Consider the following 15,449-nt stretch of genomic DNA (forward strand, 5'->3'; position numbering starts at 1 on the left):
TGGCTCAGCGACCGCCGAGCTGCGCGGCGAGGACCGATGACCGTCGCTCAGGGATCGCCGCGTCGTAGACGTCCTGGATCACGTCGAACGCCTTCCGCGCTTCTGCGGGGTGGAGCCAGAAGGCGCCCGGCTCGTCGAGCCCCGCGTAGAAGTCCTGGATCAGCCGTTCATGGGACACACCCCAGTAGGCACGCGCTCCGCTGGCCGTCACGCGCTCGACGGTGGTCTCGACGCGCCCGTCGGCGAAGCGTGCGGTGAGTTCGGCCCCCAAGCTCAGCGTGCCCAACGCGCAGACGACGTCGATCGTCACGGGCAGGTTCGCGACCCCGGCGACCGTCGCGTAGACCGTGCTCGTCGCGCCACCCGCGTGCACGATGCGCAGCTCGGCCGTGTCCTCGACCTCGATCACCTCGGCGAGCGCGCGGGTGGCGATCGACCCCGTCGCCTCGAGCGGGTCGCCGACCAACCACTGCACGAGGTCGATCGTGTGGATCGCCTGGTTCATGAGGAGTCCACCGCCGCCGGTCTCCCAGCGACCGCGCCACGGGCGATCCTCGTAGTAGGCCGCCGTCCGATGCCACGGCACGACCGCCGAGGCGCCGAGCACTGCGCCGAGCTCACCCGAGTCGAGGAGTTCCTTGGCGCGCTCCGCCGGCTGGTTGTAGCGGTTCTGGAAGCACACCGCGATCTTCGCGCGGCTGTGCTCCGCCGCGGCCAGGAGCCGTTCGGCCTCATTGCGCGTGTGGGCGAGGGGCTTCTCGAGGATGACACTGATCCCGCGCTCGAGCGCCCGGATCGCCTGGTCGGCATGCAGGTGGTGCGGGGTGCAGATGTGGACGACGTCGGGTCGCGCCTGGTCGAACAGTCGATCGAGGTCGGTGAAGCCCGGGACACCCGTCGCAGCCATCGCTGCATCGAGCCGGCCGGCGTCGACGTCGCACACCGCCACGAGCTGCGCACCGGGCACCGTTCCGATCGCCGCGATGTGGAGGGCGGAGATGTCGCCGCACCCGACCACGGCGACGCGACGGAGGACCGGTGCGGGCCCGCGGCTCATCGCAGTTCGATCCCCAGCTCGTCGGTGAGCCTCCGGAAGGCCCGGGCGGCCACGCCGAACGATGCAGGACCCGAGAAGCCGCCGAGCGCGTGGGTGTCGGCGAGGTGCGGCTCGAGCGAGGCGAACCCCGCGTAGCCGTCGTCGCGCAACGCCGTGAGCGTTTCACGCAGTTGCCCGTCGCCCTCGCCGGACGGCACGACCTGGCCGCTCTCGGCGACCGCGTCCTTGACCTGCAGGTAGTCGAGGTACGGGCGCAGCATCGCGTAGCCGTCGTCGAACGGCGCGACGCCCACCTGGACGAAGTTCGCGTTGTCCCAAGCGAGGCGGAGTGCGGGCGATCCGACGGACTCGACGAGGTCGAGGATGCGCTCCGGGACGTCGCCGTAGATGTCCTTCTCGTTCTCGTGCAGGAGCACGACCCCCTCCCGCTCGGCCAGGTCGGCGAGCAGACGCATGCGGACCAGGACGTCGTCGCGGGTGGCCTCCACCGGCACGCCCTCACCGCGGAAGAAGGAGAAGATGCGGATGTTGGGGGTCCCGAGGGCGTGTGCAGCGGCGACCGCTCGCGCGAGGCGGGCGACTTCCAGCTCGGCGTCGAGGGCCACGTCGACCTTGCCGATCGGCGATCCGATGGCGGACACACCCATGCCCGACTGCCGCAGCTGCGCACCGAGTCGGGCGAGCTGGTCGGCGTCGAGGTCGATGATGTTGACGCCCCACGCGCTCCGGACCTCGATGTGCGATGCACCGAGCGCCTCCAGCACGGCGATCTGTGTCGTCGGGTTGGCGTCGATCTCGTCACCGAAGCCCGACAGGGTCCAGCTCACCGGGTGTTGTGCATTCACGTGCGCTTCCGCCTTCGCGTTCGTTCTCGTCATCGGGAACCAGACAGTCGGGCTGCCGGCCCTGTCAGCCTACGGCTCTGGCAACCGGTTGACAACCCTCTGCAGCCGGAGGGGTCGCCCTAGGATGGAGCGTGTGACCGATCTCTACCTCGCGAGTACGACCGTGTCCTTCCACCGCAGCTGGTCCTGCGTGTTGTTCGACCTCGACGGCACGATCGTGGACTCGGCTCCCGGCATCATCTCCCGTATGAAGACGACCCTGGCGAACGTCGGTGCCGTCGTGCCGTCCGACGAGTCCCTGCTGCGTTGGGTCGGACCGCCGCTGCTCGACTCCTTCCGCGACTTCGCGGACATGGACCCGCTGCAGTCGCAGCTCGCCCTCACCGAGTACCGCCGCCAGGTCGCCATCGAGGGCGCCGAGGTCGGCACCGCGGTGTTCCCAGGCGTCGCCGGGCTGCTCGCGCGCATCTCCGAGGCCGGGATCCCGATCGGGCTCGCGACCTCGAAGCCCGAGTCGCAGGCGAACACGATCCTCGACCACTTCGGCCTGAGCCAGTACTTCACCGTCGTCACGGGCGCCTCCGAGGACGAGGTCCGCAGCAGCAAGGCCGACGTCGTCGGCGAGGCCCTCCGGCGCCTCACGGCCGCCGGCGTCGACACGTCCCGCACCGTACTGGTCGGCGACCGCCTCCACGATATCGAGGGCGCGGCTGCGCACGGGATCCCGACGATCCTCGTCGAGTGGGGCTACGGCTCGCCGGCTGAGGCCACCGGGGCGCTCGCCGTCGTCCACTCGATCGACGCGTTGTCGAACCTCATCACCGGCTGAGCGAGGCCGGAACCACTTGGTGACCCCAGGAGGGCCTGGCTTCACCGACACCTGCTCACTAGGGTGATGACCATCCTGAGGAGGTCGACATGGCGGTGTTCACACGCGGTTTCGGAGGACGGGCACGGGAGCAGGACGACCGACTCCCGCCCGGTCAGTTCCTCACCGAGGACTTCCCCGTCCTGTCCGCCGGACCCACGCCGCGGATCGACACCGATGAGTGGGAGTTCCAGATCCGCACGGAGACGGGGGAGACCCACCGCTGGGACTGGGCGGCCATGCAGGCCCTCCAGCAGGACGACATCACCCGCGACATCCACTGCGTGACCCGCTGGACGAAGCTCGGCACGAGCTGGCAGGGCGTCTCCCTCGACACGCTCTTCGCCGAGGTCGAGAGCGGCTACGACTTCGTGATGGCCCACTCCTACGGCGGCTACACGACCAACGTCCCACTCGACGACCTCCTGGACGGCAAGGCCTGGATCGCCACCGGCTTCGACGGCGAGCCGCTCGCCGCGGAGCACGGCGGCCCGGCACGACTCCTCATCCCGCACCTCTACTTCTGGAAGAGCGCGAAGTGGATCCGCGGCCTCGTCATGCAGCAGGACGACGAACCGGGGTTCTGGGAGCAGAACGGCTACCACGCCTACGGTGACCCCTGGCTCGAACAGCGGTACTCGTGAGGCGCACGGGCCATGTCGACGTCTGGAAGGCGGCAACCGTGGTCACGGCGACGCAGCTGACCCCATCGGGGCGGAGCCTCATCCTGGACGCCCCCGGCTGGGGCGGGAACCTGGCCGGGCAGCACGCCGACGTCCGCCTCACGGCGCCCGACGGCTACCAGGCGGTCCGCTCCTACTCCATCGCCTCGGCCGACGCCGGTGACCGCATCGAGATCGCCGTCGACCGGGTCCCCGACGGCGAGGTCTCCCCGTTCCTCGTCGACGCGATCGAGGTCGGCGACCAGGTCGAGGTGCGTGGACCACTGGGCGGCTGGTTCGTCTGGCGCCCCGAGGACACGGAGCCGGTCCTCCTGATCGGCGGCGGTTCGGGCATCGTGCCGCTCATGGCGATGGTGCGAGCGCACGAGGCGGCCGGGAGCACGACGCCGTTCCGACTCGTGTACTCGGTCCGCTCACCGCAGGACGCCTTCTTCGCCGACGAGCTCGCTGCGGCGACCGGGGTCGAGGTCACCTGGATCTACACCCGGCGAGCGCCCGACGGCTGGCCTCGTCCCGCCGGCCGCCTGGTGGCGGCCGACCTGCAGGCGCTCGAGGTCACCGGCGGCGAGGCCCCGTCGGTGTTCGTCTGCGGACCGACCGGCTTCGTCGAGGCGGTCGCCGACACCCTGGTCGCGATCGGCCATGATCCCGCCCGCATCAAGACCGAGCGGTTCGGAGGCGCGTGATGACCTCGCATCTGGACGGGAACGTCCTCGCCGGAACCCTGTCGGAACTGACCGGCACCGACCCGAGCGGGACGATGTCGCAGTGCCTCGGGTGCCGCGACGTCTCGCCCCTCGCCGCGGAGCTGGTGTTCGGCACACCGGATGCTTGGGTGGTGCGCTGTCGGCTCTGCGACGACGTCCTGCTCGTCGTCCTCCATCACGAGGAGATCACGCGCGTCACCCTCGACGGCGTCCGCTGGTGGACGGACCTCGGCTGATCGAATCTCGCACGGTACCGAGTCGTGTTACAGTACCGGCATGGAACCAGATAGCAAGCTCGCGGCACTCCGCCGAGGCATGCTCGAACCGCTCGTGCTCGCTTCGGTCGAGCATCAGCGACGCTACGCGGGCGAGATCGCGACGGCGCTTCGCGAAGCCGGCTTCCCCGTCCAGGAAGCCACGCTCTATCCCCTCCTGAACAAGCTCCGACGCGAAGACCTCCTGGCACACGACTGGCAGGAGTCCACGTCCGGTCCACCTCGCAAGTACCTCTCCCTGACCGAGGCCGGACGAGTGCAGCTCCTGGACTTCCGCACCTATTGGTCCTCCCTCACCGACATGATCACGACGATCGGACACTGACATGGAACAGATCCACCACATGAGCCTGAGTGGGCATGCGGAGACGATCCCGCTGACGGCCGCCGCCCACGCCCACCTGCTCCGCTACCTGTCGAACACCCGCGCCGCACTCGGCACCGACCCCGATGCGGACGAGACCGTACGCGACCTCGAGACGACACTCGGAGACCGCCTGCGATCGATGCCGGCAACCCCTGGCGCCGCGATCGACGACGAGCAGCTCGCGATGATCCTCGCGGAGACGGGCTCCGTCGAGCAGGAAGCACCGCCGATCCGGATCCTCGCCTATCCCGCTCGCGGTCGATTCTTCTGTCGCATCGGGGAGGGGAGCTGGTTCGGCGGCCTGTGCGCCGGCATCGCCGCGTACGGCGACTTCCGCGTGGACTGGGTCCGCACCGTCGCCCTCTTCCTCCTCCTCTTCACGGGCGGGACCGCCGGCCTCGTCTACCTGGCTCTGCTCCTCATCCTGCCGAAGGTCGACACGGTCGCCGAGTATCGGCGCCAGTGCGCGGCACCAGCGCCGAGTCGATGAGATTGCTTCGACAGCCGATCCATCAAAGCTATTGACATTAGCCAAACGGCGATGTAGACTAGCTTCATGAACACGAACCCGGCATCGACAGGGCCTGCCACCCGCTACCTCGACCGTCCCGAGGGCAAGATCGCCTACGAGATCCAGGGCGACGGCCCGCTCGTCGTCCTCGTCCCGGGAATGGGCGAGCTCCGCTCCTCCTACCGCTTCCTCGCTCCCGCACTCGTCCAGGCCGGGTACCGCGTCGCCTCCACCGACCTCCGTGGTCACGGCGACAGCGACACGACGTTCTCCTCGTACGGCGACGTCGCGACCGCCTCGGACGTCCACGCCCTCATCCGCGACCTCGGCGCCCCAGCCGTCGTCATCGGGAACTCCCTCGCTGCCGGCGCGGGCGTGATCGTCGCCGCCGAGCACCCGGAGGACGTGTCCGGTCTCGTCCTCGTCGGGCCCTTCGTCCGCAACCCGAAGGCGGGCGCCGTCATGCAGGCGGTCTTCCGCGCCATGATGGCTCCGCTGTGGATCGCACGGGTCTGGAAGGCCTACCTCCCCACGCTGAACGCGGGCCGGAAGCCGGTCGACTTCGACGACTACCTCGCCGACGTCTTCGCGAGCCTGCGTCGCCCCGCCTACGGCAAGGCCTTCTCGCAGACGACCAGACAGACCGACCATGCCCCGGCCGAGGCTGCGCTCCCCGGCGTGAGCGCTCCGACGCTCGTGATCATGGGCACCAAGGACCCCGACTTCCCCGACCCCGCAGGAGAGGCCCGCTGGATCGGCGACACCCTGCAGGCGGAGGTCGTCCTCGTCGAGGACGCCGGCCACTACCCGCAGGCCCAGCAGCACGAGGTCACCTCGCAGGCCGTCCTCGGCTTCCTCCAGTCGGCGCTGCACCGTGCCTAGGGCGGGACTCAGCCGCGCGCGCGTGGTGGACGAAGCGGCTGAACTCGCCGACGAGGTCGGGCTCGAGGGGCTGACCCTCGCCGCCCTCGCCGAACGGCTCGGCGTCCGGCAGCCCTCGCTCTACAAGCACCTCGACTCGCTCGCCGGACTCCGCCGGAGCATCTCCCTCCAAGCGAAGGGCGAGCTCGGCGACGTCCTGCTGCGCGCCGCCGTCGGCCGTTCGGGCGCGGATGCGATCACGGTGATGGCCGGCGCATACCGGGAGTGGGCCCTGGAGCACCCGGCACGCTATACGGCCGCGCAGTGGATCGCCGGGCCGGAGGATGAGGAGGACGCGGCGGCATCGCTCGGCGCCATCCAGGTCATCAGCGACGTCCTCGCGGCCTACGAGCTCCGCGGCGACGACGCCATCGACGCGATCCGCGTGTTCCGCTCCACCCTGCACGGCTTCGTCTCGCTCGAGGCGGCAGGCTCCTTCGGCCTCGACCGCGACCTCGACCGGAGCTTCGACCGCCTCGTCCGTGGCTTCGTGATCGCGCTGACCCGTTGGGCCGAGACCGCTGGGGACGAGTCCTAGCCGATCCGCAACGGGTTCCGCTGCACGACGCGTGCGGGGTAGCGTGCCGTCATGTCATGCCGCATCAGTGAACTCGTCCTGGACTGCCGCGATCCGGAAGCGCTCGCCCGCTTCTGGTGCGAGGTCCTCGACTTCGTCGTGCTCGACCGAGACGAGGACGGGGTGGAGATCGGAGCGCGGGACGGCTTCGGTGGGTCGCAGCCGACCATCATCCTCAGCCGCAGCGACGACCCGCCGCAGCCGAAGTCGAAGCTCCACATCGACGTCAGCCCGACCGACGGCGACCAGGACGCCGAACTCGAGCGCCTGTTGGCCCTCGGAGCGCGCCCGACGGACATCGGGCAGACGGGCGACGAGTCGTGGCACGTCCTCGCCGATCCCGAGGGCAACGCCTTCTGCCTCCTGCGCACGCCCGTCAAGCCGGTCTGATCGGCCTCAGTCCCGGGCGATGAGGGCGAACCGTTCGAGGACGACGAGCGTCGTGTCGTCGAGGTGGAAGTCGGCGCCGAGTTCGGCCTGCATCTCCGGTGAGGTCCAGAACCGCTCGTGACCGGCACGCCAGTCGGCGACCGACGCGTAGCCTTCGCCCTCCGCCAGAGCGTGAGCCAGTGGTACCTCGTCCAGCGGTACCACCTCGACACCCGCCGTCTCGATGACGAAGCGGTGAGCGCCATCGGAATCGACGACGATTCCGCGCTGCCCGACCGCCGGCAACTCCTCGCCTGCCACCTCGTACTCGTGCGCCAGGGAACTCGTCGCGACCTTCTCGCCGGACTCGATCGCCGCCACCAGCCTGTCCCGCAGCGGGCCGGGGAACGCGAACTCGACGATGGGGAGGTGGTCATCCATGCGTCCATCCCAGCATCGATCGACGCGTCGTGCCACTTCACCACTCCTGTCGGTTTCCCGTGGCGGCGCCTGCTGCCTCCTGCGGACGCGAGCGGATGCGGTCTGAGGGCCGGCGGGCACGGTGCCGGTGGGATAATCGGCGCATGTCCTCGACCGCGCGGTACGCCAGGCAGCTCGCCCTCCCCGGGTTCGGACCAGCGGCGCAACAGCGTCTCGCCGATGCGCGGGTGCTGATCGTCGGCGCCGGCGGCCTCGGCAGCATCGTCATCCCGGCGCTTGCCGCTGCCGGTGTCGGTTCCGGTGACGGCGCGATCCACCTGGTGGACGACGACACGGTCGAGCTCAGCAACCTGCATCGGCAGACCGTCCACAGCACCGCGGACGTCGGCCGTCCGAAGGTCGACTCCGCCGCCGATCGCGCCCTCGCCGTCAACACCGATGCGACGATCCTCAGGCACCGCCTCCGCCTCGGACCCGGCGAGATCATGGGCCTCCTGGCCGACGCGGAGATCGACCTCGTCATCGACGGCAGCGACAACTTCGAGACCCGTTACCTGGTCGACGACGCCGCGACGCTCGCCGACGTCCCACTCGTCTGGGGTGCGGTCTCGCAGTACGGCGGGCAGGCTGGACTCAGCTGGTCGTCTCGCGGCCCGCGCTACCGCGACCTCTTCCCCCACCCGCCGACGGACGGTTCGGTGCTCTCCTGCGAGGCCGGCGGCGTCCTGCCCACCACGGTCGGGGTCATCGGGTCCATCATGGCCACCGAGGCGATCAAGGTGCTCACCGGGGTCGGGACCCTCTCGCTCGGCCGGGTGACGATGTTCGACGGGCTGAGCGGCGGGTTCCGCGAACTCCGGTACGAGCGCGACCCCGCGGGCGCCCGGCAGGTGTCGCTCGATGAGCATCTGCATCGGACGCCAGGCGGGGAGGCGGCGAGCGCCGCAGCGGCAGCCCCGCACGAGCCGCGACACGGCGGCCGCACGATCACCGCACCGCAGCTCGCGGCGAGCGACGATGAGGCCGTCCTGCTCGACGTCCGGGAGCCGTGGGAGGCGGAGATCGCCCGGTTGCCCGGTTCGACGCTGATGCCGCTCGGCTCGCTCCCCGAGACGCTCCACGGGCTCGACCCCGAGACGCCCGTGGTCGTCTACTGCCACCACGGCATCCGATCCGAGTCCGCGCTTCGCCTGCTCCTCGAGCGCGGCTACTCGGCCGTCCATCTCGAGGGCGGCATCGACGCGTGGTCGCGGCTCGTGGATCCGACCGTCCCCCGCTACTGACCGCGGCTCCGAACACCCCGTGCAGCCCCACCGACCGACCTCGACGACGGGAACCACCATGACGACGCCAGCGCCCACGAGTCGGAAGACCGTCGAGCAACACGCCTCCGACGTCGCAGCCCTCCTCGACGACGTGACCGACACCGGCGCCGAGCACGTGCCGATCGACGAGGCCGCAGCTCGGGTGACGGCGGTGGCGGTGCCGTCACCGGTCGACCTGCCGCTGTTCCGCAACTCGCAGATGGACGGCTTCGCGGTTCGGGCGGCAGACCTCACGGGCGATGAGACGCGACTGCGGGTGGTGGGCGAGATCGCCGCGCGCCCGATCGACCCCGCGCCGCTCGAGGCGGGGACCTCGGTGCGCATCATGACGGGCGCGGTCGTTCCGCCGGGTGCGGACGTCGTCGTGCCGGTCGAGGAGAGCGAGGTCGAGACGGATCCGGACGGTGTCGAGACCGTCCTCCTCGGTCCTGCGCGCGGCGGTGGCGAGCGCCCGGTGGGGCTGTTCGTCCGGGAACGCGGGAGCGACGTCCGCGCCGGCGAGGAGCTGCTGCCGGCCGGCGTGCGCCTCGCTTCACGACACCTCGCCGTGTTGGCTGCGGCCGGGATCACGACCGTCGAGGTGCGTCGGCGGGTGCGGGTCGCGATCGTCACGACCGGTGCCGAACTCGTCGAACCCGGCGAGACGCCGACGCTCGGCCAGACCTTCGACTCCAACGGGACCGCGTTGGCGGCCGCCGTCGTCGCAGCCGGGGCCGAGGTCAACGCCCGTGCGCGCGTCGTCGACGATGCCGACGTCCTGCTCGCCCTGCTCGACGACCTCCACGGCGAGGTCGATCTCATCCTCACCTCCGGCGGGATCTCCATGGGTGAGCACGAGGTCGTCCGTGACGTCCTCGGTCCGCTGGGTGGCTGGATCGGTTCGGTCGCGATGCAGCCCGGCGGACCACAGGCGCTCGGGGCCCACCGGGGCGTCCCGATCATCGCGTTCCCCGGCAACCCGGTGAGCACCCAGCTCTCGTTCGAGGTCTTCGTCGCTCCGGTCCTCCGCCGGGTCGCGGGGCTGCCGCAAGCGTCGCGCGTGCCGGCCGAACTCGCGGTCGCCGTGCGTTCGGTGTCCGGCAAGCGCCAGTTCCTCCGCGGACGCCGACGAGACGACGGCCGGGTCGAACCGGTCGCCGGCCCCGGCTCGCACCTGGTCGCCGGGCTCGCGGCCTCCGACGTGCTGATCGTGATCCCGGAGGACACGCTCGAGCTCGACGCCGGTGACGCTGTGGAAGCATGGGCACTATGACCGGGCTCACACACCTCGACGACGACGGCCGCGCACGCATGGTCGACGTCGGCGACAAGGCCACGACGAAGCGGGTCGCGACGGCGACCGCGACCTTCACCACCCGACCAGACGTGATCGCGCTCGTCCAGGCGGACGGCCTGCCGAAAGCGGATGTCATCGCGACCGCTCGCATCGCGGGGATCGCGGGGGCCAAGCGGACGAGCGAGCTCATCCCGCTGTGCCACCAGCTCGCGCTGTCGTCCGTGAGCCTCGACTTCGCATTCACCGAGGACTCCATCGTCATCACCGCGACGGCGAAGACCACCGGCCAGACCGGGGTCGAGATGGAGGCCCTGACGGCCGCGTCGATCGCCGGCCTGACCCTGCACGACATGGTCAAGGCCGTCGACCCGGCCTCGGTCCTCGGCGACATCCGGCTGCTGGAGAAGTCCGGCGGCAAGCGGGGGAACTGGACGCCGGAAGCGTCGGAGCCGATCGAAGCACCTGTGGCGCGGACGGTCCGCCCGCGAACCGCGGCCGTCATCGTCGCGTCGACCGCCGGCGCGGCCGGCACGCGCGAGGACCTCACGGGGCCGCGTATCTCCGCGTGGCTGTCCGAGCACGACTACGCGGTCGATGCGGTGACGGTCGTGTCCGACGCCGACGTGCACCTCGCGATCGCGGCAGCCCTGGACGCCGCGCCCGCGGTGCTCATCACGACGGGCGGCACCGGCCTCTCGCCGAGCGACCGCACCCCGGAGGCGACGCAGTCCCACCTCGACCGCGAACTGCCCGGCATCGCCGAGGCGATCCGCGCCCTCGGGTCGACCAAGACCCCGACCGCGGCGCTCAGTCGCGGGCTCGCGGGGGTCTCCGGCGGCACCGTCGTCGTGAACCTGCCCGGGTCGACCGGTGGCGTGAAGGACGGACTCGCCGTCCTCGACGGCCTGCTCGACCACCTCGTCGCCCAGATCGCCGGAGGTGGCGCGCATGAGTGAGTCGACGGTTCCCGAGGTCCTCGCCCTCATCTCGGAGTCGCCCCTCGACGCGCATGCGATCGAGGACTTCGTCGCGGCGCCCGCCAACGGCGCCCTCGTCGCCTTCCGAGGCATCGTGCGCGACCACGACCACGGCGAGGCGGTCGACGCCCTCGACTACCGGGCCCATCCCGATGCCCAGCGGTTCCTGGAGGACTGCTGCCGGACGGTCGCCTCGGAGACCGGTCTTCGAGTGGCAGCAGCGCACCGCGTCGGGTCGCTCGTCGTCGGCGACCTCGCGCTCGTCGCCGCCGTCGCCGCTGCGCACCGGGCCGAGGCGTTCGCCGCGTGCGAGCGGCTGGTCGAGGAGATCAAGCGCACCGTCCCCATCTGGAAGCGCCAGCACCTGGCCGACGGCGATACGGAGTGGGTCGGTCTGTAGCGGCCCGTCCTCGGGCGTCGCGTGGGTGCCGCGGAGTCGCAGGCGGACGTCGGCGTCGAGGTCGCCGAAGAGGCGGGCGCCCGAGCCGATGAGCACCGGCGCGACCGACACGGTGATCTCGTCGACGAGGCCAGCACCGAGGAACGACTGAATGGTCCTGCCTCCGTCGATGTAGACGCGGCCGGCCCCGGCCTCGTCGAGCAGGGCGGCCGCCTCGTCGAGCGACCCGGCGACCGTGATGCGGTCGTCCCCGGCCTCGAGCGTGGTGCTCAGCACGACGACCCGCTTGCCGTCGAACGGCCACTCGCCGAAGCCGAGGACGGTGTCATAGGTGGTGCGTCCCATCACGAGGGTGTCGATCGTCGGGAAGAACGAATCCCAGTCGAGCGCCGGGTGCCTCCCCGGCGCATCCGCGGCATGCCCCCGCGGCTCGAGCTCCGTGAGCCAGCCGAGGTCGCCGTCGGGCTTTGCGATGTAACCGTCGAGGCTCACGCCGATGAAGACACAGCCGTGCCAGGAACGTTCACGAGTCATGAGGGTGATTCTGCCGTCCACCCCCGACATCGCGCATCGGGCGGGGCACGTCAACCGGTCGCCCACCGGACCACGGCGACGTAGGGTGATCTGATGCCCGAACACGCCCCCGAAGCATCCGACCCGTTCGTCCGCGTCCGGGGAGCCAACGAGAACAACCTCCGCAACGTTGACGTCGACGTGCCGCGCGATGCGATCGTCGCCTTCACCGGGGTCTCCGGCTCGGGCAAGTCGTCGCTCGCGTTCGGCACCATCTTCACCGAGGCGCAGCGACGGTACCTCGAGTCCGTCGCACCGTACGCCAGGCGGCTGATCCAGCAGGGTCATGACCCGCACGTCGACTCGATCTCAGGACTGCCACCGGCGGTCGCCCTGCAGCAGCGTCGCGGCGCCCCCAGCTCGCGCTCCAGCGTCGGCACGGTGACGACCCTCTCGAACTCGCTCCGCATGCTCTTCTCGCGCGCCGGCACCTTCCCCGAGGGGTTCACTACCCGACTCGACTCGGACGCCTTCTCCCCCAACACCGCCGTCGGCGCCTGCCCGGAGTGCCACGGCATCGGCGTCGCGCACACGGTCACCGAGGACTCCCTCGTGCCCGACCCGTCGTTGAGCATCCGCGAGGGCGCGATCGCCGCCTGGCCGGGAGCCTGGCAGGCGAAGAACCTCCGCGACATCACCATCGCCCTCGGATACGACGTCGACCGACCCTGGCGGGAGCTCGACCAGGAGGACCGCGACTGGATCCTCTTCACCGAGGAGCAGCCGGTCGTGCAGATCACGCCGCAGCGCGACCGCGTCGCGAAACCGTACAACGGCATGTTCTGGAGCGCCAAGCAGTACGTCTTCCACACCCTCTCCGACTCCAAGAGCCAGATGATGCGGAACAAGGTGCTGCAGTTCGTGCGCTCGGGTCCGTGCCCGCTCTGTCACGGCACGGGACTCCGCCGCGAGGCGCTCGCGGTCACCTTCGCCGGCCGCACGATCGCGGAGCTCAACGCCCTGCCGATGACGGAGCTCGCCGAGGTCATCCGCCCCACCACGGAGCTGACCGACGCGGCGCCCGCGCTCCCGACCACGCTGTCCGGCGAGCGCACCGACGTCGCCGTCGCCATCACGACCGACCTCCTCGCGCGCATCCGCGTGCTCACCGACCTCGGACTCGGCTACCTCGGCCTCGGACGCGTGACGACGACGCTCTCCCCCGGCGAGATGCAGCGGCTCCGGCTCGCGACCCAGCTGCGCTCCGGGCTCTTCGGCGTGGTCTACGTCCTCGACGAACCGTCAGCGGGTCTGCACCCGGCCGACGCGGAGCCCCTCCTCGAGGTGCTGGAGCAGCTGAAGCGCTCCGGCAACTCGGTCTACGTCGTCGAGCACAACATGGACGTCGTCCGGAACGCGGACTGGATCGTCGACGTCGGCCCCGGCGCGGGTGAGGGTGGCGGCGACGTGCTCTACAGCGGCGCCGTCGAGGGTCTCGCCGACGTCGAGGCGTCGGCGACCCGTCCGTTCCTCTTCCCCGAACAGCACGGTCCGGCTCCCGAGCGACGAGCACTCCGTGAGGCGCGCGACTGGCTCGAGGTGGAGGGCATCACGCTCCACAACCTCGCCGGCGTCGACGCCTCGATCCCCCTCGGGACGTTCGTGGCCGTCACCGGTGTCTCCGGTTCCGGCAAATCGACCCTCGTGAGCCGCGTCCTCCGCGACGTCGTGCGCGATCACCTGCGGGCAGACGGCCGGACGACGGACGACGTCGCAGACGATGACGACGAGGTGCCCACCGAGACCGATGCGACGGAGGGTTCCGGCCTGGCGGAGGCGACGGTGCCGGACGGACGTGCCGACACGCTCACCGTCCGCCGCGTCCGAGGGCTCGAGCACGTCGACCGCCTCGTCCGGGTCGACCAGAAGCCCATCGGACGCACACCGCGGTCGAACCTGGCGACCTACACCGGACTGTTCGACGCCGTCCGCGCGGCCTTCGCCGCCACGGACCTCGCCCGCGAGCGCGGGTACACGGCCGGCCGCTTCTCGTTCAACGTCGCGGGAGGTCGGTGCGAGACCTGCCTCGGCGAAGGCTTCGTGTCGGTCGAACTGCTGTTCCTCCCCGGCAGCTACGGGAAGTGCCCGACCTGTGACGGCGCTCGGTACAACGCCGAGACCCTCGAAGTCACCTACGACGGGAAGTCGATCGCAGACGTCCTCGCACTCACCGTCGAGCAGGCGGCCGAGTTCCTCGCGGCCGTCCCGGCGGCGGCACGGAGCCTCCGCACCCTGCTCGAGGTCGGCCTGGGGTACCTGCGGCTCGGCCAGCCGGCCACCGAGCTGTCGGGCGGTGAGGCGCAGCGCATCAAGCTCGCGACGGAACTCCAGCGGGTGCGACGGGGTCACACCCTCTACCTCCTCGACGAGCCGACGACCGGCCTCCACCCGGCCGACGTCCGTCGTCTGCTGGCGCAGCTGAACGCGCTCGTCGACTCCGGCGACACCGTCATCGTGGTCGAGCACGAGATGGACGTCGTCGCGGCGGCCGACTGGGTGATCGACCTCGGACCGTCCGGCGGCGACGCTGGTGGGCGCATCGTGTCCGCGGGCACCCCGGACACCGTCGCCGCAGACCCCGACAGCCGCACCGCGCCCTACCTGGCGAAGCGACTGGCGTTGCTCGGTGGCGCACCGTCACCGGAGGAGGCGTCGGCGGGGTGACGTCCCACCGACCCGGAGCGCCTAGCGTGGAGTCCATGCAGACGACCGATGCACGCCGTGACCTCCGCGCTCAGCGCATCGCCGTCGTCGTCTGGGCGGTCGCTGCGACGGTGACGCTGGTGCTGGCTCCCATCGAGGAACTCATCTGGGCGCCGCTCGCGATGACGGACGACTCCTACGGCCTCGAGGCGATCTACGGGGTGTTCGCGCCCACCACCCTGACCGTCGGCCTCGTCGGTGTCGCGATCGCGTTCCTGCTCGGCCTCACAGCCATTCTGGTGTTCACCCACTTCGGATGGCGCGGCCGGCTCGGCACACACTGGGTCCACGTCGCGACACTCGGATCCATGCTCGTGTGGCTCGGTCTCCTGGCCATGTTCGTCGCCGGCTTCGGCGTCGGGAACACCGTGTCCGACGAGATCCCGCCGTACGTCGGCCGGTCGTCATCGGTCGGCGAACTGCTCCAGATGCTCGCGCTCGGGGCGTTCCTGGCGACCCTCGTCGGAGCGATCTGCTCGCTCATCCTGATGTTCCGGTCGGCCGGGGTGGCCCGTCGCGCCTGGCAGGCTTCGCGATGAGCCCCTATCCGACACCTGACGTGTAAGGTCACGGA

General features: G+C 70.7%; 18 protein-coding genes and 1 pseudogene. 15 read left to right on the forward strand and 4 right to left on the reverse strand.

Annotation, left to right across the window (positions count from 1 at the left end; genetic code table 11):
• Positions 1-4: 4 nt before the first annotated feature.
• Complete coding sequence (locus ACZZZB_RS09720; protein ID WP_463529564.1) at positions 5-1,057, reverse strand: Gfo/Idh/MocA family protein; 1,053 nt, start codon at positions 1,055-1,057, stop codon at positions 5-7.
• Positions 1,054-1,935 carry a sugar phosphate isomerase/epimerase family protein gene (locus tag ACZZZB_RS09725; protein ID WP_463529565.1) on the reverse strand — a complete coding sequence of 294 codons (882 nt, stop codon included), beginning with the start codon at positions 1,933-1,935 and terminating at the stop codon, positions 1,054-1,056. The genes ACZZZB_RS09720 and ACZZZB_RS09725 overlap by 4 nt, the downstream gene beginning before the upstream one ends.
• A gap of 100 nt (positions 1,936-2,035) precedes the next feature.
• Here ACZZZB_RS09725 and ACZZZB_RS09730 point away from each other — a divergent pair, with 100 nt between their 5' ends.
• The 9 genes from ACZZZB_RS09730 (at position 2,036) to ACZZZB_RS09770 (ending at position 7,201) form a co-directional block, all read left to right on the forward strand.
• Entirely contained in the window at positions 2,036-2,731 is a 696-nt protein-coding gene (locus ACZZZB_RS09730) for an HAD hydrolase-like protein (RefSeq protein ID WP_194599907.1), read from the forward strand.
• Between the two features lie 89 nt (positions 2,732-2,820).
• Positions 2,821-3,414: a sulfite oxidase-like oxidoreductase gene (locus ACZZZB_RS09735; RefSeq protein WP_086472594.1), complete on the forward strand. Its 594-nt coding sequence runs from the start codon at positions 2,821-2,823 to the stop codon at positions 3,412-3,414.
• Positions 3,415-3,452: 38 nt separating this feature from the next.
• A complete protein-coding gene (locus ACZZZB_RS09740; RefSeq protein WP_342365619.1) occupies positions 3,453-4,139 on the forward strand; it encodes a ferredoxin reductase in 687 nt (228 codons plus the stop codon).
• On the forward strand, positions 4,139-4,396 hold the full coding sequence (locus ACZZZB_RS09745) for a DUF6510 family protein (RefSeq protein ID WP_463529566.1): 258 nt from the start codon (positions 4,139-4,141) through the stop codon (positions 4,394-4,396). Before ACZZZB_RS09740 ends, ACZZZB_RS09745 begins: the two co-directional genes overlap by 1 nt.
• A gap of 40 nt (positions 4,397-4,436) precedes the next feature.
• Positions 4,437-4,760 (forward strand): PadR family transcriptional regulator, encoded by a 324-nt coding sequence (locus ACZZZB_RS09750; protein WP_159876711.1) that lies wholly within the window; start codon positions 4,437-4,439, stop codon positions 4,758-4,760.
• A gap of 1 nt (position 4,761) precedes the next feature.
• Positions 4,762-5,292: a PspC domain-containing protein gene (locus tag ACZZZB_RS09755; RefSeq protein ID WP_197977356.1), complete on the forward strand. Its 531-nt coding sequence runs from the start codon at positions 4,762-4,764 to the stop codon at positions 5,290-5,292.
• Between the two features lie 66 nt (positions 5,293-5,358).
• Positions 5,359-6,195, forward strand: coding sequence for an alpha/beta fold hydrolase (locus ACZZZB_RS09760; RefSeq protein ID WP_191940010.1), 837 nt, complete (start codon positions 5,359-5,361; stop codon positions 6,193-6,195).
• Between the two features lie 22 nt (positions 6,196-6,217).
• Positions 6,218-6,772 carry a TetR/AcrR family transcriptional regulator gene (locus tag ACZZZB_RS09765; RefSeq protein ID WP_198425021.1) on the forward strand — a complete coding sequence of 185 codons (555 nt, stop codon included), beginning with the start codon at positions 6,218-6,220 and terminating at the stop codon, positions 6,770-6,772.
• A gap of 51 nt (positions 6,773-6,823) precedes the next feature.
• Positions 6,824-7,201, forward strand: a complete 378-nt coding sequence (locus tag ACZZZB_RS09770) for a VOC family protein (RefSeq protein ID WP_071261898.1) — start codon at positions 6,824-6,826, stop codon at positions 7,199-7,201.
• A gap of 6 nt (positions 7,202-7,207) precedes the next feature.
• Here the strand turns inward: ACZZZB_RS09770 and ACZZZB_RS09775 are convergent, their stop codons facing one another.
• Positions 7,208-7,621 (reverse strand): ASCH domain-containing protein, encoded by a 414-nt coding sequence (locus ACZZZB_RS09775; protein WP_194643004.1) that lies wholly within the window; start codon positions 7,619-7,621, stop codon positions 7,208-7,210.
• 143 nt (positions 7,622-7,764) lie between these two features.
• Between ACZZZB_RS09775 and ACZZZB_RS09780 the strand changes: the two genes are divergently transcribed.
• From ACZZZB_RS09780 to ACZZZB_RS09795, 4 genes are read left to right on the forward strand one after another with little or no spacing between them, the layout of a single operon-like run.
• A complete protein-coding gene (locus ACZZZB_RS09780) occupies positions 7,765-8,904 on the forward strand; it encodes a ThiF family adenylyltransferase (protein ID WP_463529567.1) in 1,140 nt (379 codons plus the stop codon).
• A gap of 58 nt (positions 8,905-8,962) precedes the next feature.
• On the forward strand, positions 8,963-10,198 hold the full coding sequence (locus ACZZZB_RS09785) for a molybdopterin molybdotransferase MoeA (RefSeq protein WP_463529568.1): 1,236 nt from the start codon (positions 8,963-8,965) through the stop codon (positions 10,196-10,198).
• Entirely contained in the window at positions 10,195-11,178 is a 984-nt protein-coding gene (gene moaCB, locus ACZZZB_RS09790) for a bifunctional molybdenum cofactor biosynthesis protein MoaC/MoaB (RefSeq protein ID WP_463529569.1), read from the forward strand. Before ACZZZB_RS09785 ends, moaCB begins: the two co-directional genes overlap by 4 nt.
• Entirely contained in the window at positions 11,171-11,599 is a 429-nt protein-coding gene (locus tag ACZZZB_RS09795) for a molybdenum cofactor biosynthesis protein MoaE (protein WP_191940004.1), read from the forward strand. Before moaCB ends, ACZZZB_RS09795 begins: the two co-directional genes overlap by 8 nt.
• Before the next feature lie 21 nt (positions 11,600-11,620).
• On the opposite strand, the pseudogene ACZZZB_RS09800 reads toward ACZZZB_RS09795, so the two are convergent.
• Positions 11,621-12,163: pseudogene (locus ACZZZB_RS09800) on the reverse strand (dihydrofolate reductase family protein); the annotation flags it as partial.
• Positions 12,164-12,226: 63 nt separating this feature from the next.
• Here ACZZZB_RS09800 and ACZZZB_RS09805 point away from each other — a divergent pair.
• Positions 12,227-14,836 carry an excinuclease ABC subunit UvrA gene (locus ACZZZB_RS09805; protein ID WP_463529570.1) on the forward strand — a complete coding sequence of 870 codons (2,610 nt, stop codon included), beginning with the start codon at positions 12,227-12,229 and terminating at the stop codon, positions 14,834-14,836.
• A 35-nt stretch (positions 14,837-14,871) separates the two neighbouring features.
• Positions 14,872-15,414, forward strand: coding sequence for a hypothetical protein (locus ACZZZB_RS09810; protein ID WP_229939755.1), 543 nt, complete (start codon positions 14,872-14,874; stop codon positions 15,412-15,414).
• Positions 15,415-15,449: the final 35 nt, after the last annotated feature.

The sequence above is a fragment of the Plantibacter sp. AC185 genome, from assembly GCF_979258065.1.